The organism is Kluyvera intermedia, from assembly GCF_021440345.1.
Lineage (GTDB): Bacteria > Pseudomonadota > Gammaproteobacteria > Enterobacterales > Enterobacteriaceae > Kluyvera > Kluyvera intermedia_A.
Window position 1 is genome coordinate 1 of sequence record NZ_JAKCNS010000025.1, and the last position, 21061, is coordinate 21061.

Consider the following 21061-nt stretch of genomic DNA (forward strand, 5'->3'; position numbering starts at 1 on the left):
ACAACGGTGGCGGTCACAACGGTGGCGGTCACAACGGCGGCGGTCACAACGGCGGCGGTCACAACGGCGGCGGTCACAACGGCGGCGGTCACAACGGCGGCGGTCACAACGGCGGCGGTCACAACGGTGGCGGCAACAACGGTGGTGGCAACAACGGTGGTGGCAACAACGGTGGCGGCAACAACGGTGGCGGCAACAACGGTGGCGGCAACAACGGTGGCGGCAATAACGGTGGCGGAGATGGCGGTGGCGTCGATCCGGTCAGCGGAACCCCAAGCGTGACTGCAACCACAGTTCGTGGTGGCTTCTTCACCAGTAGCCCGGTTTCCGGCACGGCTGATGGGGCAAAATGTAATCAACCGGGTGCTGCAGGATGCAACTTCCGTTAATGGCTCAGATGTATAGGTAATGTAGTCACAATGAGTTTAAAAAGATGAGAAGGCCGTGATCTGAGCATTACGGCCTTTTTCTTTTACGAAATGAATCAAGAGATCGCTAAGGCTGCCGAGAATAGAAAGTAGATGGCTTATCGATAGGCTCCGTATGCAGGAAACATAAAAGCCGTCTAACGTCATTAATGTAAATGCAATGTTTACAGAATGTGAGCCAGAGATGCACTACGGAACCGTGCGCTATTCCAGACACCTAAAATTCACTGGGAGTTGCCATGCAAACAATCATCCGCAGTTTGATTTCTATCGTTTCTTTCCTTGCGTTAAGTTCGGCCTTTGCCCTTGCAGCAAGCGGTGGCGTTATCCACTTTGTTGGGCAGATTGTTGAAACTCCTTGCGCATATCAAGCATCTCCAAAACAAGTTCATGTTAAATGTTATAACGATAAAATCGGCAGTACTGAGCAGGCTTTCCCCATCAGTGCGCTGGTTCAGGGTGATGTTATTTCTAATGACATGAGCACAGCTCGTCTACAGTGGGTGGACCGGGCGAAAAAACTGGCAATACTGAAAGTCGAATACAAATAGTCCGAAACGAAATTGCGGTCAGCGTTGTCTATGGTAGACAATATGTTCTTCTTAGACAGAGGATAGTAAGCATGACCGAACGAATTCAACTGCTGCAAGGCGATATCACACGCCTTGACGTGGATGTTATTGTCAATGCCGCAAACCCTTCACTGATGGGTGGTGGCGGTGTTGATGGCGCCATCCACCGTGCAGCAGGCCCCTCGCTACAGGAGGCTTGCGCGGTTGTACGTCAGCAGCAGGGTACCTGCCCACCGGGACATGCTGTGATTACTCATGCAGGGGATTTGAAAGCGAAGGCGGTTATTCATACCGTCGGGCCGGTCTGGCAGGGTGGGGATGCACATGAAGCTTCTCTATTAGAGCAAGCGTACCGCAACAGCCTGCAGCTGGCGTTAGACAATGGTTATCGCACGCTTGCGTTTCCCGCCATTTCAACCGGGGCATACGGCTACCCGCATGCCCCAGCAGCAGAGATCGCGGTCAGCACCGTGGCCGCCTTTCTTACACGGCGTAGTTTGCCAGAGATCGTCTACTTTGTTTGCTTCGACGAGGAGACGTTGGCGCTGTATCAGCAGCAGCTCAGCCAGACCAGGATGCCTTTTCTGGCGAATGATGCTAACACTTAGTACCGCTGGTCGGAGCCTTGGCTATTTTTTGCTGGGGCTTACCGGAGAAAAGAAAACGCAGCAACGGAATGCGCAGATGAATCTCATAGAGCAAGATTGCGCAGCCGACGACAAACAGCAGGCCTGTCAGGAAACCCAGCGCATTTGAACTAATACCTGGCATTATCCACGCGCCAAAAAACAGCGTTAATGGATGATGCACCAGGTAGATAAACAAAGACGCGTTCACGAAATAGGTCACTCGTGCTGACTGGAAGTTCAGCAGGCGGTGACCAAACGAAAAGACCACGTTGACCATCCACAGACCTAGCACCATCGTAACGACGTACTCAGTCTCATACATCCACGCATCGCCAGAACCATAATGCTGGTTTGCGAGATAAGCGATGAACCCGAGCAGGGCGGCAAAAATGCACCAGGGCGACGGCGTGATAAACAGCGTCTTCAGCCGCGGGTGAATAAACGCCAGCGCGCCAAGAATAAAGAACGGAATGTAGAAGAGCGTCTGCATGACGACAAAGTTAAATAAGCCGTCGCTCAGAATCGGTGGATAGAGTAAGAAAATTGTGCGGCGAATGGCTGCGTAGACGATACCCAGCAGCAAGAACATCAGCGTCAACTTACCCATCGACATATTATCGAAAAGATCGGCGCGTCTGCGCATTTGGCGGCGACGCATCAGGCGAAACGCCAGAATGCCGAGAGTGGTGAGGACTACCAGCACCAGCAAGAACCACAGATGCGACACCAGTTCCCAGGCCAGCGTATTATATTTTTGATAGAAAGTGAGCGTATGCCAGCTTTCCGTCTTACCCTTTACATATTGCAGCATCAGGAATTGCGGCAGCGTCAGAAGCGGGATGGCGGTAAGCAGAGGAATACCGACTCGCTCCACGCGGACTTTCCACCATTTTTTGAGCGGATAGCGCAAAAAAAGCATATAGGAAAAGTAGCCCGAGATAACAAAAAATACCTGCATGCGAAAAGCGTGAATGAAATCGTTGAACAGCGTTAACCACCATGACGGTGTTTCACTGTTCATATGCCAGGTGTGGCTGGAGTAGAGTAATGAGATGTGAAAAGGAATCCCCAGGAGCATCAGCCAGGCCCGAATGGAGTCGAGGAAGTATTCACGCTGTGCGGGTTTGTTATTCATAGGGTTAGGTATGATTCTCGGACTAATCGCCTTACGCAATCTGACGATGAAGTTTACATTCGTTGGCAACCCTACACTAACTCTGGCTACCTGTCTCCAGGATAAGCACACAAAGTGCAAAGTGCGGTTAACAGTTGTTTATTCCATAAGCCACCGCGCTGAACAATATGGGGATTATGTTGTCGGAACGCTTGAATTTCCAGTAATATGGATCGGATCGATTTAAGCACACAAAGGGGGAAGTGCTTAGTTATATGAAACATACACCACAGATGATGAAACTGCGTTGGTTAGGCGCAGCCGTAATGTTGTCCCTGTGTACTTCATCTGCATGGGCATTCAGTATTGATGACGTTGCGAAGCAGGCTAAATCGCTAGCTGATAAGAGCTATGAAGCGCCGAAAAGCAATCTGCCATCCGTGTTCCGTGACATGAAATACGCGGACTACCAACAAATCCAGTTCAACCACGATAAGGCATACTGGAGCAAAATAAAGACCCCATTTAAGCTTGAGTTTTACCATCAGGGTATGTATTTCGACACGCCGGTGAAGATTAATGAAGTCACGGCGACTTCCGTGCGTAAAATTAAATATAGCCCGGACTATTTTACTTTTGGTGATGTGCAGCATGACAAAGACACCGTGAAGGATCTTGGCTTCGCGGGCTTTAAAGTGCTTTACCCACTGAATAGCAAAGATAAAAACGACGAAATCGTCAGCATGCTTGGCGCGAGCTATTTCCGCGTGCTGGGTCAGGGGCAGGTTTACGGGTTGTCAGCACGTGGCCTGGCCATTGACACCGCGCTGCCGTCTGGCGAAGAGTTCCCTCGCTTTCGTGAATACTGGATCGAACGTCCGAAAGCCAACGACAAGCGTTTGACTATCTATGCACTGCTGGACTCCCCACGTGCAACCGGCGCATACCGTTTTGTGGTGATGCCTGGCCGCGATACCGTGGTTGATGTGCAGACCAAAATCTACCTGCGCGATAAAGTGGGCAAACTGGGCGTTGCACCGCTGACCAGTATGTTCCTGTTTGGACCGAGCCAGCCGTCGCCGACGACTAACTTCCGTCCTGAACTCCATGACTCAAACGGCTTGTCTATTCATGCCGGTAACGATGAGTGGATCTGGCGTCCGCTGAACAACCCTAAACATCTGGCCGTCAGCAGCTTTGCGACCGAAAATCCTCAAGGATTCGGTCTGTTGCAGCGTGGCCGTCAGTTCTCCCATTTTGAAGATCTTGATGACCGCTACGATCTGCGTCCTAGCGCCTGGATCACGCCAAAAGGTGATTGGGGCAAAGGGACCATTGAGCTGGTAGAAATCCCAACTAACGACGAAACTAACGACAATATCGTCGCTTACTGGACGCCGGACAAGCTGCCGGATGCCGGTAAAGAGATGAACTATAAGTACACCATCACCTTTACCCGTGACGAAGAGAAACTGCACGACGCGGACAGCGCGTATGTCATGCAGACTCGCCGTTCTACCGGCGATGTGAAACAGTCCAACCTGATTCGCCAGCCAGACGGGACAGTAGCATTCGTGGTTGATTTCACCGGTGCTGAAATGCGCAAACTGCCGCAGGATACGGCGGTAACGGCCCAGGCCAGCATTGGTGATAACGGTGAAATCGTCGAGAACAGCGTGCGCTACAACCCGGTCACTAAAGGTTGGCGTTTAACGCTGCGCGTGAAAGTGAAAGATCCGAAGAAAACCACTGAAATGCGTGCAGCCCTGGTCAATGCCGATCAGTCGCTGAGTGAAACCTGGAGCTATCAGCTGCCTGCAAATGAATAACACTACGAAGTATATCGACGCACTGTCGCTTACGGATACCGAAAAAGCAGCGCTTCCCGGCACGGATCTCCGTGCCGTTCACGAAGCACTGGATGACGAACATCAAGCTTTTTCCCGTGATGACGATACTCCCCTGGCGTCCGTTAAGGCCCGGCTCGAACAGAGCTGGCCTGACTCTTTGGCTGGCGATCAACTAACCAAAGATGACGAAGGGCGTACCCAGCTTAAGGCGATGCCGAAGGCAACGCGTTCCTCCATGTTCCCCGATCCATGGCGGACGAACCCGGTTGGCCGTTTTTGGGATCGCCTGCGCGGTCGCGACGTCACTCCTCGTTATCTTTCCCGCTTGACCAAAGAAGAGCAGGAGCATGAGACAAAATGGCGTACGGTGGGCTCTTTGCGCCGCTATACCCTGCTTATCCTTACTCTGGCTCAGACCGTGGTAGCGACCTGGTACATGAAAACCATCCTGCCGTATCAGGGATGGGCGCTGATCAATCCAGCGGACATGATCGGGCAGAACGTCTGGCTTTCCTTTATGCAACTGCTGCCGTATCTGTTGCAAACCGGGATCCTGATTCTGTTCGCCGTGTTGTTCTGCTGGGTTTCAGCCGGTTTCTGGACCGCGCTGATGGGCTTCCTGCAGCTACTGATAGGCCGCGATAAGTACAGTATTTCTGCCTCGACGGTAGGCGATGAGCCGCTGAATCCGGAACACCGGACGGCGCTGATTATGCCTATCTGTAACGAAGATGTGTCCCGCGTGTTCGCCGGTCTGCGTGCGACCTGGGAGTCGGTGAAAGCGACCGGTCAGGAAAAACACTTCGATGTGTATATCCTGAGCGACAGCTACAACCCTGACATCTGCGTCGCAGAACAGAAAGCGTGGATGGAGCTTATCGCCGAAGTGCAGGGCGAAGGGCAGATCTTCTACCGTCGTCGTCGTCGTCGCGTGAAGCGCAAAAGCGGTAACATCGATGACTTCTGTCGTCGTTGGGGCAATCAGTACAGCTACATGGTGGTACTGGATGCCGACTCCGTGATGTCCGGCGATTGTCTGACTAACCTGGTGCGTCTGATGGAAGCGAACCCGAACGCGGGGATTATCCAGTCTTCGCCACGCGCTTCCGGGATGGACACGCTGTATGCGCGCTGCCAGCAGTTTGCGACACGCGTCTACGGGCCGCTGTTTACCGCCGGTCTGCACTTCTGGCAGTTGGGTGAATCCCACTACTGGGGGCACAATGCGATTATCCGCGTGAAACCGTTTATCGAGCACTGTGCGCTGGCACCGTTGCCGGGTGACGGTAACTTTGCCGGGTCGATTCTGTCGCATGACTTTGTAGAAGCCGCGCTGATGCGACGTGCAGGGTGGGGCGTGTGGATTGCCTATGATCTGCCGGGTTCCTATGAAGAGCTGCCGCCGAACCTGCTGGATGAACTCAAGCGTGACCGCCGCTGGTGTCAGGGTAACCTGATGAACTTCCGCCTGTTCCTGGTGAAAGGTATGCACCCGGTACACCGCGCGGTGTTCCTGACCGGCGTAATGTCCTATCTCTCCGCGCCGCTGTGGTTTATGTTCCTGGCCCTGTCGACCGCGCTACAGGTGGTGCATGCGTTGACCGAGCCGCAGTACTTCCTGCAGCCGCGTCAGCTGTTCCCGGTATGGCCGCAGTGGCGTCCTGAACTGGCAATTGCCCTGTTCGCCTCAACGATGGTTCTGCTGTTCCTGCCGAAACTGCTGAGCATTATTCTGGTGTGGTGCAAAGGCTCGAAAGAGTACGGCGGCTTTATCCGCGTGACGATTTCTCTGCTGCTGGAAGTGCTGTTCTCAGTGCTGCTGGCGCCAGTGCGTATGCTGTTCCACACCGTGTTTGTGGTCAGCGCGTTCCTGGGTTGGGAAGTGGTCTGGAACTCGCCGCAACGTGACGATGACTCGACGCCGTGGAGCGAAGCATTTATGCGTCATGGCTCGCAGATGCTGCTGGGTCTGGTGTGGGCTGTTGGCATGGCGTGGCTGGATCTGCGCTTCCTGTTCTGGCTGTCACCGATTGTCTTCTCGCTGATCCTGTCACCGTTTGTGTCAGTGGTGTCGAGCCGGGCAACCAACGGTCTGCGTACCAAACGCTGGAAGCTGTTCCTGATCCCGGAAGAGTACAGTACGCCGAAGGTACTGGCGGATACCGAAAGTTATCTGAAGCTTAACCGCGAACGGATCCTTGACGATGGCTTTATGCATGCGGTGTTTAACCCATCATTCAACGCCCTGGCGACGGCGATGGCAACCGCCCGTCACCGTAGCAGCAAGGTGCTGGAAATCGCCCGTGACCGTCACGTTGAGCAGGCTCTAAACGATATGCCGGACAAACTTAACCGCGATCGTCGACTGGTTCTGCTGAGCGACCCGGTAACGCTGTCGCGCATGCACTATCGCGTTTGGGCGGCACCGGAGAAATACTCTTCGTGGGTGGGTGAGTACAACAAACTCACGCTGAACCCATTGGCATTGAAAACAAAATAGCGATAATAGGCCCGTTCCCGGCCTTCAGGCTGGGAACGCGTGGAGCTTAGATTCGCCGTAGGAAAATACCGGCAATGATTGCCGGTATTTTTTTGTCTGTTTAACGAGGAAGATTGACGTGATACGAATCATTCTGGTGGCGGCCATGGTGACGGTGCTGGGCGGATGCGGCAGCATTATCAGCCGGACAATTCCGGGGCAAGGCCACGGAAACCAGTACTACCCGGGTGTGCAATGGGATCTGCGTGATTCCGCCTGGCGTTATGTCACCATTCTTGATCTGCCATTCTCGCTGGTCTTCGATACCCTGTTGCTGCCTATCGATGCCAGCCACGGTCCTTACGAGTAACTAGCGCTCATCCCACTCATCGGCAGCGGTCTGGCCCTCTTCGGTATCCAGCGAGGGCTCAAGCTGATACTCGCCCTCATCCCATTCGTGCAACGTATTCTCTTCTATCCATTCCTGACGTAGTTCAACTTCATCGAAGTCGCCGTCAAATACGCTCTGGGCCGCTTCGCCAGTGAGCATCGGCAGGCATTCACCGTCTTCATCCTCGTCGGCAAAGAACTCGGCCTGCCACATAATGTCGCCGTCTTGTTGAACGTACTTTTGCATATTGAACTGCTGTACGTCCGCGTCACCTTCCTCAAGACCGGGGTTATCGGCGAGGAACGTTTCGCGTGCCGCATCAATAGCTTCTTCGAGGGTGGCATATAAAGTCATCTCAACTCCCTGCAATATGATGGGTATTCAGGAAAATAATAGCTGAACTTTTTGGTTGTACACGCCCGGGGCTTTGAATTTACGCAAACCGCCGGGCGACTGCTTCAGGTACGGGATGGGGCGGAACGACGACGCAGGCTAAGCCCGGTATAAACGGCGTTAATTAATACCACCAGGGCGGTAACGAAAAACACGGCGCGGAAGCCATAGTTTGCTGAGACGGCGGCGCCAATCAGCGGGCCGGTGACGTTACCGATATCGCGAAAGGATTGGTTATAGCTGAAAATACGCCCGGCAATTTGGTTGCTGGAGTTGTAGACCAGCAGCGTTTGCACAGCGGGTAGCAGCGCGCCATCGGCAGCGCCGAGCAGAAAACGCAGGATGCCTAGCTGTAACGGGGTTTGTACAAACGACATGGGGATCAGTAACAGCACTGAAATGATGAGGGCGGCGATCAGGATCTTTTCGGGACCGATGCGATCGCCAAGTTTGCCCAGTCGCGGCGCGCACAGCAGCGCGGCCACGCCGGGTACCGAGGCAATCATGCCGCTGATAAATGCAATATCGCTGATATTACCCGCAAGATCGCGCACATAAAGCGTCAATATAGGAGCAATTGAGCCGGTGGCGACCTGAATGATTAAGGTGGTGACAAACAGGCTTAAGACCAGCTCGCGGTTTTTCAGTGAGCCAAACACCTCTTTGACGTGCAGCATCTCCTTTTTGGAGACCGGGGTGAAGTTCTCGCGGATAAAAAAGAGCGTCAGAATAAAGCAAATAAACAAGACCGCTGCGGTAATAAAGAAGACCGGACGCAGGCCATAGTTGTCCGCGAGGAACCCGCCCGCCAGTGGCCCTAATAACGCGCCACTGACCCCACCCGTAGATAATGTCCCCAGCGCCCAGCCGCTTTTGTGGCGCGGGATTTGTGTTGCAATCAGGGCGTTGGCGTTAGGAATAAAACCACCTAACAGCCCCAGTAGCGCCCGCAGCACCAGGAATTGCCAGATATTCTGTGCCAGCCCCATTAGCAGCATCACGACTCCCATGCCCAGCGCCGAGCGCAGCAGCATGATTTTACGGCCTTTACGGTCTGCGAGCCCGCCCCACAGCGGAGAAGCAATAGCGGAAAACAGGAAAGTGATACTGAATACCAGCCCGGACCACATATTGAGTTCGCTATGACCGGTTATGCCAAGTTGTTCCACATAGAGGGGGAGAAAAGGCATCACCAGGCTGAATGCGGCACCGGTTAAAAAGCAGCCGAACCAAACGACGGTGAGATTACGCTTCCAGTTTATGGGGGCATCTGAGGGTTGCATAGGATTCCGCAGGCGATGTGTCGCCAAAAAAGACTGTATATATAAGCCTGCTAATTATGCGCCTGTGTTCATATCGTCGCAATGCGGGAAGCTTTAAAGCTAAAACAAAAACGCGCAGCCGGGGCTGCGCGTGGAAGAGCTAGTACAGGGAGGGCATGCCCTCGGGGCGCGTTTTAAAGCGGCGGTGTAACCACATGTACTGTTCAGGAGCCATCATGATGCACTGCTCAATAACTTTATTCATCCACATGGCGGTGGTTTCGGCATCATCCAGCGGCGGGGTGCACTCAGGCGGCAGGATGATCAGCTCGTAGCCTTTGCCATCCGGCTTACGGCGCGGTACGAACGGCACGACGCAGGCTTTAGACATCTTCGCCAGCATCCAGGTACCGGAGGTGGTCGCCGCATCTTTTACCGCGAACAACGGAGCAAACACGCTAGCGCGCGGGCCGTAGTCGTGATCCGGCGCATACCAGATTATTTCGCCATTTTTCAGCGCTCTGACCATCCCTTTTAGGTCTTTACGATCGATCATGTCTTTATTGGAACGCATGCGGCCCCAGGTCTGGAGCAGGTCGATGACCGGGTTGTCATTCGGGCGGTAGACGCCGATACCGGGATTATGAATACCGAACATCCGCGCGCCCATTTCGAGGGTCAGGAAATGAATCCCGATCAGCAATACGCCGCGCCCGGAATCCTGTACTGCGCGAATATGCTCAAGACCACTCGCATCCATCCAGCGATTTATGCGGGCGGTAGGCCAGAACCAGGCGATGCCGGTTTCAATGACGCCCATGCCCACCGATTCAAAATTCTTCACCGCCAATTGCTGACGTTCCGCTTCGCTCATGTCGGGGAAACAGAGCTCAAGATTACGATAAGCAATTTTGGCGCGTCGTTTCATTAAGCGCATAGCCAATCGGCCCATTGCATGGCCCAGACGATAAAGAACCGGATACGGCAACTGAACGACTAGCCAGAGCAGGCCAACGGCCAGCCATAACAGCCAATAACGGGGGTGCAGCAGTGCGGCGGTAAATTTGGGTAACTGGGTCATGTCTTTCCTGTTGTTATAAGCAACTGGCTCTATTGTTGCACTTTTTCTCTGTCATCCAAAATGACCAGCAATCGACTGGTGTTAATTTAAACAATTGTTTTAAGGTACCTAATAGATAGTGATAAAAATGTAGCGCAAAATATGGAGATGTAAATTGGCGATGATTGCTATATCATGCGCCCCGTTTATCAATAAACCGAATCATCCATTCAATTTTGCAGGATAAGAACACCATGCCAGTGTTGCATAACCGCATTTCGAATGAGACGCTGAAAGCGCAGATGCTGGCAGAAACTGAGCCACGCACCACCATCTCATTCTATAAATACTTTACCATTGTCGATCCAAAAGCAACGCGCGATGCGCTCTACGTTGCGCTGTCGGCGCTAAATGTCTTTGGCCGCGTCTACCTTGCCCGCGAAGGGATCAATGCGCAGATTAGCGTGCCTGCAAGCCAGGTTGATGCGCTGCGCGAGTGCCTGGACGGCTTTGACCCGGCGTTGAAAAACCTGCGCCTTAACATTGCACTGGACGATGACGGTAAGTCGTTCTGGGTACTGCGTATGAAGGTGCGCGAGCGTATTGTCGCCGATGGTATTGAAGACTCAACCTTTGATGCCAGCGATGTGGGCGAGTACCTGAAGGCCGCAGAAGTTAACGCCATGCTCGACGACCCGGATGCGGTGTTTATCGATATGCGCAACCACTACGAATATGAAGTGGGTCATTTCGACCAGGCGCTGGAAATCCCGGCAGATACCTTCCGCGAGCAATTGCCGAAGGCGGTCGAGATGATGCAGGAGCATAAAGATAAGAAGATCGTGATGTACTGCACCGGTGGCATTCGCTGTGAGAAAGCCAGCGCGTGGATGAAGCACAACGGCTTTAAGCAGGTCTGGCACATCGAAGGCGGGATCATCGAGTACGCGCGTCGTGCACGTGAGCAGGGGCTGCCGGTGCGCTTTATTGGCAAGAACTTTGTCTTTGACGAACGCATGGGCGAGCGTATTTCCGATGAGATCATTGCTCATTGCCATCAGTGCGGCACGCTATGCGACAGCCACACCAATTGCTTAAACGACGGTTGCCATCTGTTGTTTATCCAATGTCCGGCCTGTGCGGCGAAATATGATGGCTGTTGCAGCGAAGCCTGTCAGGAAGAACATAAACTGCCGGAAGAAGAGCAACGGCTACGTCGCGCTGGGCGGGAAAACGGCAATAAAATTTTCAATAAGTCCCGCGGTCGCCTGAACACCAAACTGGGTATTCCGGACCCGGAAAGCGCCGGTAATTAGCTGAAATAGAGATAGGCGATGTCGAGCACCGCCAACAGTAGCCAGAGCATCAGATAGAGCATCAGGTGTTCGCGGATATTGTTGATAAGGTAGTTGAACAGGCGACGCATAGCATTCTCGAGTGAACGGCCCCGAAAATTCGGGGCCGTTTTGTTTTATTGATTAAAGCGGTTAAGCGTGAAGGGACTCAGGTCAAACGCTGGGGTCTGCTGTTGTGCAAACTGGGCGGCAATTTCGCCCAGTACGGTAGCAAACTTAAAGCCATGGCCGCTCAGTCCACCGATAAACAGGACATCCGGTTGGCCGGGCAGGGTGTCGATAATAAAATCTTCATCCGGCGAGTTATCATAGGTGCAGGATGCGCCGTGCAGGCAACCGCCAATTCCCGGCAGGATCTGGCGCAGGAAGCTGAAGGCTTCTGAGCCATCGGTCGCAACTGCCGCAAATGCTTTTCGTTCCTCGGGGCTGTTTATCACCTGGCCGCCGTTATGCTTACCGATTTTTAGCTCATTCTCCACCGCTGGGAAACCGTAGAACTGGTCGCCATTCGGTAGCTCACCGGTGAAGGCCGGGAAATTATTCTTTTTACTGTAGCGGCCATCGGCCTGATACCAGGCAAACACTTTGCGTACTGGTTGAATAGGCAACTCAGGGTAGAACTGTTTCACCCAGGTGCCCGCGCTCAGCAGTAACTTTTTGCCGCGCCAGCTGCCTTCGGAGGTTTCAATCGTTACGCCGTCAGCATCGCTATGGATTGCGGTAACGGGGCAATTAAATAGCTGCGCGCAGCCGGCGTCTTTGGCCATCGCAATCAGCGTTTTGACCGCCAGTTCGCTTTTCAGCACTCCAGCGTTAGGTTCGAAAACGGCGTGATAATCGCTCGGTACGGAAATTTCCGGCCAACGTTTCATCACTGCGGCGGCATCGAGATGCTCTACCGGGAGAGCGAACTGCGCGGCGCTTTGCGCTGCGGTCTGGAGAAAGGTGGAGTGGGCAGGGCCAAGGTTAACCACGCCGCTGCGTTCAAACAGCTCTTCACCGCTGGTGGTGGCAAGTTCATCCCATAACGCCTGGGCGCGCAGTACCAGCGGCACGTATTTTTCGCCTTCGCCGTAGGCATGACGCATCAGGCGCGTATCTCCGTGGTGGCTACCCTGCTGGTGTGGCGGCATATGGGCGTCGGTCATCAGGACGTTTAATCCTGCTTTTCGGGCGTAATAACCTGCCGCAGCGCCGACGGAGCCGCTGCCAATAATAATAAGATCGTATTGCATAGTCTTTCCTGACACGATGTTTAGGCGCGAAACACAGACCGGTAGAGTAATTAACCCATAGAGGTTATACAAGCGTGGAAATAATTAAGGCACCCGCAGGTGCCTGTTGGCTCTTAACTCGAGGAAAGTATCGGCATTAATGCCTGCGATACTCGTTGACCTGATAATCGCCAGACTCAATTTTGGCAATCCCGGCTTCAAGAATAGAAATAAACTGACGTGCGACGTCCGTCGTTAACCATAGCGTCTGGCCAACTTCTGCTTCTTTGTTGCTCGCTTCATTGGGGTCTTGGTAGTGCAGGCGCAACATCAGCGCATCATAGCTATCTACGGTGCTGATGTCCCATCCGACGAGGGGATGGGTCTGGATGACTTCATTATTCTTTTCCATCATAACCCCTTATATACGTGTTAAAAGGCAACAACTCTCGAGGTTTAATGCAATTTTTTGTGAAGCTTTATCAGTATACAACAATTCAATAAATACTCGAGAATTGAAATCAAAAGCAACATAAATTCCTGAGTAGGTTGTTGTTTGCGCAATAAACAACCATTTTGCTCATTGTTTTTGCGGCTAATCTAAAATATGGCGATGAAAGGCGGGGAAAACAAGCGGATAAAGATGAAAAAAAGCCGGGGCGACCCGGCAAAAACACAATGTTGGAACAAGGGTTAATCGGTAATAAACCAGTCGTCCGCACTCTCCCACGTTTCTTGCAGGATCTCGGTGATACGGTCTTTATCTTCTTTAATGCCACCAATGACGGAGAGGTTGTTGCTGGCGGCGTAACGCACGCTGACGTTGCCTCCGCTGTCGGGAAACTGGTTGTTAATACGGCGGGATAGTTCGTCTGCCAGCGCGTCTAAGGCACCGGCGGGCAGCACGGTGGTTTTTGCAACAGTGACTTCAATACGCATAATTGCCCCCTGTGTAATATACTGTATATTTATACAGTCACATTCAGGCTTTTACAACAAGGGGCGCGATTTTATTTTTTCACCGTCCAGCGCAGCGTTTCGCCGGCGAGGAATGGCACCAGAGTATCGTCGCTCAGCGCGATGCTTTCGGCCACCTGGCTCTCTTCACGTACCAGCTCGACAAAGCCTTCGTTGACCGGCAGACCGTAGAAGCGTGATCCGTTTAGCGAACAGAAGGCTTCCAGGTGCTGTAGTGCATTCATCTCTTCGAATACCGTGGCGTAGCTGCCCAGTGCGGTTGGGGCGTTGAAGCACCCGGCGCAGCCGCAGCTCGCTTCTTTACGGTGACGGGCATGGGGTGCCGAATCGGTGCCGAGGAACGCGCGGGTAAAGCCGCTGGCAACCAGTTCACGCAGCGCCTGCTGGTGGACGTTGCGCTTAAGGATTGGCAGACAGTACAGATGCGGACGCACGCCGCCGACCAGCATGTGGTTGCGGTTAAACATCAGGTGCTGCGGGGTGATCGTGGCAGCGATAAGCTCGTTACCGTCGCGGACGTATTCCGCTGCGTCTTTGGTGGTGATGTGCTCAAATACCACCTTCAACCCCGGCAGGCGTTGGCGCAGCGGTTCCATCACGGTATCAATAAAGCGTGCTTCGCGGTCGAAAATATCGATATCCGCGTGGGTGACTTCGCCGTGTACCAACAGCGGCATGCCCAGCTTTTCCATACGCTCAAGTACCGGCATGATGGCATCGGTGCTGGTGACACCATGGCTGGAATTGGTGGTCGCGTTAGCCGGATACAGCTTGGCGGCGGTAAATACACCTTCATTAAAGCCGCGCTCGAGCTCGTTAGGATCCAACGTATCGGTTAAATAACAGGTCATCAACGGAGTGAAATCATGCCCGGCAGGCACGGCGTCAAGAATACGCTGGCGGTAGGCGATAGCCGCATCCACGGTGGTGATTGGCGGAACCAGATTCGGCATGATAATCGCGCGGCCATACAGTTCACTGGTATACGGAACAACCGTTTTCAGCATCTCGCCATCGCGAAGATGAATATGCCAGTCGTCTGGGCGGCGAATTTTCACAACTTGAGGTAATGCGGTCATTTGAGGCTCCGGCTGGTGGGATTGCAGTCATTTTTGCCGGGCACTAAGGATAAGCGTAAACGTTTTCCTTTGCATCTCTTTTAGATAAAAAAATGCCCGGTCATCGCCGGGCATTTTTGTGGATGAATCAATTAGTGAACGGGATGATTATCTCACCAGGCTTCACTTCGATACCTTTGGCGTATTTTTTCGCCAGCGCTTCGCCCTGGCTGGCATCTTCTTTCAGCACGTAGGCGGGCTGTTTATTGAAGTAGGTGCGCAGAGACTGGTTCAGGTACGGGATAAGCGTTTGTACCACCGATTGCATTTTTTCCGGCGTCACTTTCGCGTCCTGGACTTCCATCTCCTGTAGATAGATAGCGCCCTGTTCCTGGTTAAAGACCGGCAGCGCTTTAAGCGTCAGAACAATGTTAGCTTTCTGGCTGCCAAACAGTGAGTTCAGGTCCAGTTTCGCATCGCCACTGAGCGTGATTTTATTCGGTTCTTCACGGCCAATCGCGCTGGTGAGGTTGCTGAGGACGATATGCGCGTCCGCGACGCCAGGGAGCCCGATATCTTTGGAGAAATTATTACGTTTCTGTAACGCCTGATTAATCTCCTGCTCGCTGACGGAATACTGCGTAAGCTGGTTACAACCAACGACCAGACCGCTGACAATCAGGGCGGCAATGACTAACAATTTATTCATGGGGTTCCTCAACGAGATGCATCATGTTCATCCTGACTAAGAGCAGCATACGCTGTCAGTAGGTCTGTGACAGCGGAAAACACTGAAAGTGCCGTGGAGAGGTTCAACCGTTACCGGAAACCGACCTCATGCTGCGCGCAAAATCCGGTGTGGACAGATTCTAAACGGATAAATACCGTGCTAAACGATCCTATTTATCGTGGCGGTTGGCAGACTTTTTATCATTGAAAAGTCGGCATCGCAGTTTGGTAATGCTAATTTCACCGATCATGGAGCCTTTAAAGAAATAAACTTTGATACCGCAGGAGCGCCTTAGAATACACGATAGAGGCATGTCGAAATCTGAGGCAGCGAATTCTCGCAAAGTTGGCACTGCTTTATTTGTCTCTAAATGGCAAAAATGGGTTATTCAGCTGAATAAATAACCGTTTTGGTCTTTTCCTCATTTCTCAAGCGGTTAGAAAATACCAGAAACATCTTCATTTTGCTGGACTGTCTCACCTTTTCACGTATTGCCAGTCGCGGGGCTTTTTTATCACAATGCAAAATAATAGATTGTTGTTTTCATTGGCTGCCGTGGTGCAGGTATAGTTAAACGACCAGGGTATAGGTTGGGTACGGGAGTAGTGAGATGTTTGGCTATCGCAGTAGTGTGCCGAAAATTAGGTTAACCACCGACCGGATGGTCGTGCGTCTGGTTCATGACCGGGACGCCTGGCGTCTGGCGGATTATTACGCCGAAAACCGGCAATTTTTAAAACCCTGGGAACCTGTCCGCGATGACAGCCATTGCTACCCATCGGGCTGGCAGGCGCGATTGTCGATGATCAATGAGTTTCATAAACAGGGAACGGCTTTTTATTTCGCGCTGCTCGATCCGGAAGAGAAAGAGATTATCGGCGTGGCAAATTTTTCCAACGTAGTGCGCGGCTCATTCCATGCCTGCTATCTTGGCTACTCCATCGGCCAGAAATGGCAGGGACAAGGGATGATGTTCGAGGCGCTCTCCAGCGCTATCCGCTATATGCAACGAACGCAACACATTCACCGTATTATGGCCAACTACATGCCGCACAATCAGCGCAGCGGTGACCTGCTGGCGCGATTGGGTTTCGAAAAAGAAGGCTACGCCAAAGACTATTTGCTGATTGACGGCGAGTGGCGCGATCACGTGCTCACGGCGTTGACTACCCCACAATGGACTGCTGGTCGATAAGGAGACAACCATGAAATACCAATTAAGTCCGCTCGAGGCCCGCGTTATCGGCTGCCTGCTGGAAAAACAGGTTACTACCCCCGAGCAGTATCCGCTGTCGATTAACGGTGTGGTTACGGCCTGCAACCAGAAAACCAACCGGGAACCGGTGATGACGCTCAGCGAAGCGGAAGTGCAGAATCAGCTTGATATGCTGGTCAAACGTCACTACCTGCGTACGGTCAGCGGTTTTGGTAACCGGGTAATGAAATACGAGCAGCGTTTTTGTAATTCTGAATTTGGTGACCTTAAGCTCTCGACCGCGGAAGTAGCGCTGATTACTACGCTGCTGCTGCGCGGTGCGCAAACTCCTGGCGAACTGCGCGGTCGCGCGCAGCGTATGCATGAATTTAGCGATATGGCGGAAGTTGAGAACACTCTCGAACGTCTGGCGAATCGTGAAGATGGCCCGTTTGTCGTTCGTCTGCCGCGCGAGCCGGGTAAACGCGAAAGCCGCTATATGCATCTGTTCAGCGGCGAGGTGGACCTGCAGGCGATGGCGGCCAGCCAGCCAGATTCCCCGCTGATTGATGATGATCTGCGCTCCCGCGTCGACGCGCTGGAAGGCGAAGTCGCCGAGTTGAAACAGCGTCTGGAATCACTGCTGGCGCACCTTGGAGAGTAATCAGGATGGCTAAAATTCGCATTGGCGTGGTGGGGCTGGGCGGTATCGCCCAGAAAGCGTGGCTGCCGGTATTAAGTGCAGCGACCGATTGGACGCTACAGGCAGCCTGGTCGCCGGGGAAAGAAAAGGCGCTGCGGGTATGTGAAAACTACCGTATGCCCTATGCCGACTCGCTTACGGCACTTGCCGCCCAGTGTGATGCGGTCTTCGTTCATAGCTCTACGGCTTCGCATTACGCCGTGGTGAGCGAACTGCTCAATGCCGGTGTCCATGTCTGCGTCGACAAACCGTTGGCCGATAAGCTCGACGATGCCGAGCGGCTGGTGGCATTGGCAGCGCGTAAAAACCTGACTCTGATGGTGGGCTTTAACCGCCGTTTTTCCCCGCTGTATAAGCAGTTAAAGCAGCGGGCTGGTGAGATGTCTTCGTTGCGCATGGACAAGCACCGCGCTGACAGCGTGGGTCCGCACGACCTGCGTTTTACGCTGCTGGATGACTATCTGCACGTGGTGGATACCGCGCTGTGGCTGGCCGACGGTAAGGCGAAGCTCAGCGGCGGTATGCTGCAAACCACTGACCAGGGCTGCATGTTCTACGCGGAGCATCACTTCAGCCAGCCAGGGCTACAGATTACCACCAGCATGCACCGCCGCGCGGGCAGCCAACGCGAATGGGTGCAGGCGGTAACGGATGGTGGGCTGTACGAGGTGACGGATATGCGTGAGTGGCGAGAAGAGCGCGGTGCCGGTATCGTCACGCAGCCGATTCCCGGCTGGCAAACGACCCTCGAACAGCGCGGTTTTAGCGGCTGCGCGCGTCACTTTATTGAGTGTGTGCAAAATCAGACTGTTCCGGATACGGCGGGCGAGCAGGCGATTTATGCCCAGCGTATTGTGGAAGGGTTATGGCGTGAGGCGATCCGGGAATAGACCAAGATTACATTCAATGGACAATACAATTGAAAAGGGAGCTTTGTTGCGCTCCCTTTCTACTCTTGCCATATAAAAAGTGCGACGCAAAGAGCGCGCAAGGGGCGGCCAATCGCCGCCGCCCCCTGCACCCCCAGGCTCTGGCGGCAGAATCGCCGCTTCGCGGTACCCTCAGCTTATGCCTTCCGGCTTCCGGGTCGGGCGCGAGGTAACATCCCTGTAAAGCCGCGCCCTCAGCCCACATCCCTGTGGGCTGCCCCGGCCTCCAGGCAACGCTTCGGCGATTCAGACGCCACCTATGCCGCTTCCGTTTTTTAGCTAAAAACAAACGTCAGTGTCGCTGAAACCGATGAGTCCCCGCTTGAAATCGGTGAGCCGGAGAAGGGAAGACAAGGTCAGTCCGCCAGGACGGCGGACTGAGGCGAACCGAGACAGGAGGTCGAGTTTCGCCGTGCCGCAGGCTGGAGTTCGGAGGCGAACGCAGTGCGAAGCACCGATTTCGCCGCGGGGCCGCGGGGATTGCAAAGGGGGGCGCGGCGCCCCCCTTAGCCCGTTCACGGGAAACGAGGCGTCATATATCGCTTGACGAAAGGTGAACGGAACCCCGCACTCAGCCGGCAAGTTCCACTGTAAACCCACATCAGCTGTAACAACTGGCAGTGGCAATTCACCCTGAACCCGGTAGACTAACGCCACTTTTTCAGCGCTCATCTAGCGGGCGCTCTGATCCAGGTTGTGGAATCACAGATTAATGAACCTACTTAAATCGCTGGCAGCCGTCAGCTCGATGACCATGTTTTCGCGCGTATTGGGATTTGCGCGTGACGCGATTGTAGCGAGGGTATTCGGTGCCGGTATGGCCACTGATGCTTTTTTCGTGGCGTTTAAGCTGCCAAATCTACTGCGTCGTATTTTTGCCGAAGGCGCATTTTCTCAGGCATTCGTGCCGATTCTTGCCGAATACAAAAGCAAGCAGGGTGAAGATGCGACCCGCGTCTTCGTCTCCTATGTCTCTGGTCTGTTAACCCTGGCGCTGGCGCTGGTGACGGTGCTGGGGATGATTGCTGCACCGTGGGTGATTACCATTACCGCCCCCGGTTTTGCCGATACCGCAGATAAATTTGCCTTAACCACGCAGCTGCTGCGCATTACTTTCCCCTATATTCTGCTGATCTCGCTGGCCTCGCTGGTCGGGGCGATTTTGAATACCTGGAACCGTTTCTCGGTTCCCGCGTTTGCCCCCACGTTCCTGAACGTCAGCATGATTGGCTTCGCGCTGTTTGCCGCACCGCACTTCCATCCACCGGTGCTGGCGCTGGCGTGGGCGGTCACGGTCGGCGGCGTGTTGCAATTGGCCTATCAGCTGCCGCACTTGAAGAAAATCGGCATGCTGGTGCTACCGCGCTTTAGCCTGAAAGATGCGGGCGCGGTGCGGGTGGTGAAACAGATGGGGCCGGCAATTCTTGGCGTTTCCGTCAGCCAGATTTCGCTTATTATCAACACCATTTTTGCCTCCTTCCTTGTCTCCGGGTCCGTCTCGTGGATGTACTATGCTGACCGTTTGATGGAGTTCCCCTCCGGCGTGCTGGGCGTGGCGTTGGGGACTATCCTGCTGCCATCGCTGTCGAAAAGCTTTGCCAGCGGCAACCATGATGAATACTGTCGCCTGATGGACTGGGGCTTGCGCCTGTGTTTCCTGCTGGCGCTGCCAAGCGCGGTCGCGTTGGGGATTCTGGCTAAACCGTTGACCGTGGCGCTGTTCCAGTACGGCAAATTCACCGCATTCGATGCGGCAATGACCCAGCGTGCGCTGGTGGCCTACTCGGTCGGCCTGATGGGGTTGATTGTCGTGAAGGTGCTGGCTCCGGGCTTCTACTCACGCCAGGATATTAAAACCCCGGTCAAGATCGCTATTGTGACGCTGATTATGACCCAGGTGATGAACCTGGCGTTTATCGGCCCGCTTAAGCATGCGGGGCTGTCACTGTCGATTGGTCTGGCGGCCTGTCTTAACGCGGCGCTGCTTTACTGGCAGCTGCGTAAACAGAAAATCTTTACCCCGCAGCCGGGCTGGCGCATGTTCCTGGTGCGTCTGGTTGTCTCTGTTCTGGTGATGGCGGCTGCGCTGCTGGGTATGATGCATGTGATGCCGGAGTGGTCGCAGGGGACAATGCCATTCCGCCTGCTGCGTCTGACGGGCGTGGTGCTGGTGGGGATCGTCGCTTACTTTGCAACGCTGGCGATTCTGGGATTCAAGATTAAAGAGTTTGCTCGCCGGACGGCGTAAAAGAGATGCACTTCGCGGGGCACATCATGGTGCCCCGCACGTTTTACACTGAGAATTTCTTCGCGCTACGCGCCAGACTACTTCCTGCCGTCTGACCATCTTTACCGTAAAGCCCCGTTTCCTGGAACGGTTTGAGAACGTCAATCGCCTGTTGATTGCGCTCAATCTGACCTTCAAGTAACCAGCCGTTGTGCTGATTTACGCGGCGTAGATGCTGCGTGGTATCGGTGATAGCCTGCCAGCGGTCGCCTACCTCTTCTTCGGCGTTGCGTTGCGCCGTTTGTTCGACCCGGCGCTGTTTCTCCAGATAGTCTAACGTTGCCAACAGAGAGCTTTTCTCTTCCGTGATGCTGGCAAGTTGCAGGCCGTTGACGTTGCCTGCGGAGAGCTGCTGCTGCTCAGCATCCATCACCTCTTTTAGCGAGTTGAGGATGCTGATCATTTGGTCGAGTATCGCTGACAAACCGCTCATC

General features: G+C 53.8%; 22 protein-coding genes. 11 read left to right on the forward strand and 11 right to left on the reverse strand.

Annotated elements, in window-relative coordinates; genetic code table 11:
* The 3 genes from LZ634_RS08390 to ymdB all read left to right on the forward strand — a co-directional run.
* On the forward strand, positions 1 to 389 hold a 389-nt coding region (locus tag LZ634_RS08390), incomplete at its 5' end, for a hypothetical protein (protein WP_234503901.1).
* 278 nt (positions 390 to 667) lie between these two features.
* The gene (locus LZ634_RS08395; RefSeq protein ID WP_234503903.1) at positions 668 to 979 is read left to right on the forward strand and encodes a hypothetical protein; all 312 of its coding nucleotides are present in this window, start codon (positions 668 to 670) and stop codon (positions 977 to 979) included.
* Between the two features lie 71 nt (positions 980 to 1050).
* Positions 1051 to 1608 carry an O-acetyl-ADP-ribose deacetylase gene (ymdB, locus tag LZ634_RS08400; protein WP_234503906.1) on the forward strand — a complete coding sequence of 186 codons (558 nt, stop codon included), beginning with the start codon at positions 1051 to 1053 and terminating at the stop codon, positions 1606 to 1608.
* Here ymdB and mdoC read toward each other — a convergent pair.
* Positions 1598 to 2764, reverse strand: coding sequence for a glucans biosynthesis protein MdoC (gene mdoC / locus LZ634_RS08405; RefSeq protein WP_234503910.1), 1167 nt, complete (start codon positions 2762 to 2764; stop codon positions 1598 to 1600). The genes ymdB and mdoC overlap by 11 nt on opposite strands.
* A 272-nt stretch (positions 2765 to 3036) precedes the next feature.
* Between mdoC and mdoG the strand changes: the two genes are divergently transcribed.
* From mdoG to LZ634_RS08420, 3 genes are all read left to right on the forward strand, one after another.
* Positions 3037 to 4572: a glucans biosynthesis protein MdoG gene (gene mdoG, locus LZ634_RS08410; RefSeq protein WP_234504017.1), complete on the forward strand. Its 1536-nt coding sequence runs from the start codon at positions 3037 to 3039 to the stop codon at positions 4570 to 4572.
* The gene (gene mdoH / locus LZ634_RS08415) at positions 4565 to 7093 is read left to right on the forward strand and encodes a glucans biosynthesis glucosyltransferase MdoH (protein ID WP_234503912.1); all 2529 of its coding nucleotides are present in this window, start codon (positions 4565 to 4567) and stop codon (positions 7091 to 7093) included. Before mdoG ends, mdoH begins: the two co-directional genes overlap by 8 nt.
* Positions 7094 to 7214: 121 nt before the next feature.
* Positions 7215 to 7442, forward strand: a complete 228-nt coding sequence (locus LZ634_RS08420) for a YceK/YidQ family lipoprotein (protein ID WP_234504020.1) — start codon at positions 7215 to 7217, stop codon at positions 7440 to 7442.
* On the opposite strand, the gene LZ634_RS08425 is transcribed toward LZ634_RS08420, so the two are convergent.
* From LZ634_RS08425 to LZ634_RS08435, 3 genes are all read right to left on the reverse strand, one after another.
* Positions 7443 to 7817 (reverse strand): MysB family protein, encoded by a 375-nt coding sequence (locus LZ634_RS08425; protein ID WP_234503913.1) that lies wholly within the window; start codon positions 7815 to 7817, stop codon positions 7443 to 7445.
* A gap of 104 nt (positions 7818 to 7921) precedes the next feature.
* Entirely contained in the window at positions 7922 to 9139 is a 1218-nt protein-coding gene (mdtG, locus tag LZ634_RS08430) for a multidrug efflux MFS transporter MdtG (protein ID WP_234503915.1), read from the reverse strand.
* Between the two features lie 139 nt (positions 9140 to 9278).
* Complete coding sequence (locus tag LZ634_RS08435) at positions 9279 to 10199, reverse strand: Kdo(2)-lipid IV(A) acyltransferase (protein ID WP_234503917.1); 921 nt, start codon at positions 10197 to 10199, stop codon at positions 9279 to 9281.
* Positions 10200 to 10432: 233 nt separating this feature from the next.
* Here LZ634_RS08435 and LZ634_RS08440 point away from each other — a divergent pair, with 233 nt between their 5' ends.
* Positions 10433 to 11494 (forward strand): rhodanese-related sulfurtransferase, encoded by a 1062-nt coding sequence (locus tag LZ634_RS08440; RefSeq protein ID WP_234503919.1) that lies wholly within the window; start codon positions 10433 to 10435, stop codon positions 11492 to 11494.
* Here the strand turns inward: LZ634_RS08440 and LZ634_RS08445 are convergent.
* From LZ634_RS08445 to LZ634_RS08470, 6 genes are all read right to left on the reverse strand, one after another.
* Positions 11491 to 11604 (reverse strand): DUF2770 family protein, encoded by a 114-nt coding sequence (locus tag LZ634_RS08445; protein ID WP_234503921.1) that lies wholly within the window; start codon positions 11602 to 11604, stop codon positions 11491 to 11493. The genes LZ634_RS08440 and LZ634_RS08445 overlap by 4 nt on opposite strands.
* A gap of 45 nt (positions 11605 to 11649) precedes the next feature.
* Positions 11650 to 12768, reverse strand: coding sequence for an N-methyl-L-tryptophan oxidase (gene solA, locus LZ634_RS08450; protein ID WP_234503924.1), 1119 nt, complete (start codon positions 12766 to 12768; stop codon positions 11650 to 11652).
* Positions 12769 to 12904: 136 nt separating this feature from the next.
* Positions 12905 to 13159: a biofilm formation regulator BssS gene (bssS, locus tag LZ634_RS08455; RefSeq protein ID WP_052285557.1), complete on the reverse strand. Its 255-nt coding sequence runs from the start codon at positions 13157 to 13159 to the stop codon at positions 12905 to 12907.
* 281 nt (positions 13160 to 13440) lie between these two features.
* Positions 13441 to 13686, reverse strand: coding sequence for a DNA damage-inducible protein I (gene dinI / locus LZ634_RS08460; RefSeq protein WP_234503927.1), 246 nt, complete (start codon positions 13684 to 13686; stop codon positions 13441 to 13443).
* A 71-nt stretch (positions 13687 to 13757) separates the two neighbouring features.
* A complete protein-coding gene (pyrC, locus tag LZ634_RS08465; protein WP_234503930.1) occupies positions 13758 to 14804 on the reverse strand; it encodes a dihydroorotase in 1047 nt (348 codons plus the stop codon).
* Positions 14805 to 14931: 127 nt separating this feature from the next.
* On the reverse strand, positions 14932 to 15492 hold the full coding sequence (locus tag LZ634_RS08470) for a lipoprotein (RefSeq protein WP_234503931.1): 561 nt from the start codon (positions 15490 to 15492) through the stop codon (positions 14932 to 14934).
* 631 nt (positions 15493 to 16123) lie between these two features.
* On the opposite strand from LZ634_RS08470, the gene rimJ reads away from it, so the two are divergent.
* The 4 genes from rimJ (at position 16124) to murJ (ending at position 20588) form a co-directional block, all read left to right on the forward strand.
* On the forward strand, positions 16124 to 16708 hold the full coding sequence (gene rimJ / locus LZ634_RS08475) for a ribosomal protein S5-alanine N-acetyltransferase (protein ID WP_234503935.1): 585 nt from the start codon (positions 16124 to 16126) through the stop codon (positions 16706 to 16708).
* Between the two features lie 10 nt (positions 16709 to 16718).
* Positions 16719 to 17372, forward strand: coding sequence for a YceH family protein (locus LZ634_RS08480; protein ID WP_234503938.1), 654 nt, complete (start codon positions 16719 to 16721; stop codon positions 17370 to 17372).
* A 14-nt stretch (positions 17373 to 17386) separates the two neighbouring features.
* A complete protein-coding gene (locus tag LZ634_RS08485) occupies positions 17387 to 18301 on the forward strand; it encodes a Gfo/Idh/MocA family protein (protein WP_234504022.1) in 915 nt (304 codons plus the stop codon).
* 751 nt (positions 18302 to 19052) lie between these two features.
* Positions 19053 to 20588, forward strand: a complete 1536-nt coding sequence (gene murJ / locus LZ634_RS08490; RefSeq protein ID WP_234503942.1) for a murein biosynthesis integral membrane protein MurJ — start codon at positions 19053 to 19055, stop codon at positions 20586 to 20588.
* Positions 20589 to 20631: 43 nt separating this feature from the next.
* On the opposite strand, the gene flgN is transcribed toward murJ, so the two are convergent.
* Positions 20632 to 21060 (reverse strand): flagella biosynthesis chaperone FlgN, encoded by a 429-nt coding sequence (gene flgN / locus LZ634_RS08495; protein WP_234503944.1) that lies wholly within the window; start codon positions 21058 to 21060, stop codon positions 20632 to 20634.
* Position 21061: the final 1 nt, after the last annotated feature.

Excerpts from the sequence above, each read along its gene's own strand:
- LZ634_RS08395 (WP_234503903.1), top strand. The coding sequence starts at position 668 with ATGCAAACAATCATCCGCAGTTTGATTTCTATCGTTTCTTTCCTTGCG.
- LZ634_RS08435 (WP_234503917.1), bottom strand. The coding sequence starts at position 10,199 with ATGACCCAGTTACCCAAATTTACCGCCGCACTGCTGCACCCCCGTTAT.
- mdoG (WP_234504017.1), top strand. The coding sequence starts at position 3,037 with ATGATGAAACTGCGTTGGTTAGGCGCAGCCGTAATGTTGTCCCTGTGT.
- LZ634_RS08470 (WP_234503931.1), bottom strand. The coding sequence starts at position 15,492 with ATGAATAAATTGTTAGTCATTGCCGCCCTGATTGTCAGCGGTCTGGTC.
- mdtG (WP_234503915.1), bottom strand. The coding sequence starts at position 9,139 with ATGCAACCCTCAGATGCCCCCATAAACTGGAAGCGTAATCTCACCGTC.
- pyrC (WP_234503930.1), bottom strand. The coding sequence starts at position 14,804 with ATGACCGCATTACCTCAAGTTGTGAAAATTCGCCGCCCAGACGACTGG.
- mdoC (WP_234503910.1), bottom strand. The coding sequence starts at position 2,764 with ATGAATAACAAACCCGCACAGCGTGAATACTTCCTCGACTCCATTCGG.
- mdoH (WP_234503912.1), top strand. The coding sequence starts at position 4,565 with ATGAATAACACTACGAAGTATATCGACGCACTGTCGCTTACGGATACC.
- solA (WP_234503924.1), bottom strand. The coding sequence starts at position 12,768 with ATGCAATACGATCTTATTATTATTGGCAGCGGCTCCGTCGGCGCTGCG.
- LZ634_RS08445 (WP_234503921.1), bottom strand. The coding sequence starts at position 11,604 with ATGCGTCGCCTGTTCAACTACCTTATCAACAATATCCGCGAACACCTG.
- ymdB (WP_234503906.1), top strand. The coding sequence starts at position 1,051 with ATGACCGAACGAATTCAACTGCTGCAAGGCGATATCACACGCCTTGAC.
- LZ634_RS08440 (WP_234503919.1), top strand. The coding sequence starts at position 10,433 with ATGCCAGTGTTGCATAACCGCATTTCGAATGAGACGCTGAAAGCGCAG.
- dinI (WP_234503927.1), bottom strand. The coding sequence starts at position 13,686 with ATGCGTATTGAAGTCACTGTTGCAAAAACCACCGTGCTGCCCGCCGGT.
- bssS (WP_052285557.1), bottom strand. The coding sequence starts at position 13,159 with ATGGAAAAGAATAATGAAGTCATCCAGACCCATCCCCTCGTCGGATGG.
- LZ634_RS08425 (WP_234503913.1), bottom strand. The coding sequence starts at position 7,817 with ATGACTTTATATGCCACCCTCGAAGAAGCTATTGATGCGGCACGCGAA.
- rimJ (WP_234503935.1), top strand. The coding sequence starts at position 16,124 with ATGTTTGGCTATCGCAGTAGTGTGCCGAAAATTAGGTTAACCACCGAC.
- murJ (WP_234503942.1), top strand. The coding sequence starts at position 19,053 with ATGAACCTACTTAAATCGCTGGCAGCCGTCAGCTCGATGACCATGTTT.
- LZ634_RS08480 (WP_234503938.1), top strand. The coding sequence starts at position 16,719 with ATGAAATACCAATTAAGTCCGCTCGAGGCCCGCGTTATCGGCTGCCTG.
- flgN (WP_234503944.1), bottom strand. The coding sequence starts at position 21,060 with ATGAGCGGTTTGTCAGCGATACTCGACCAAATGATCAGCATCCTCAAC.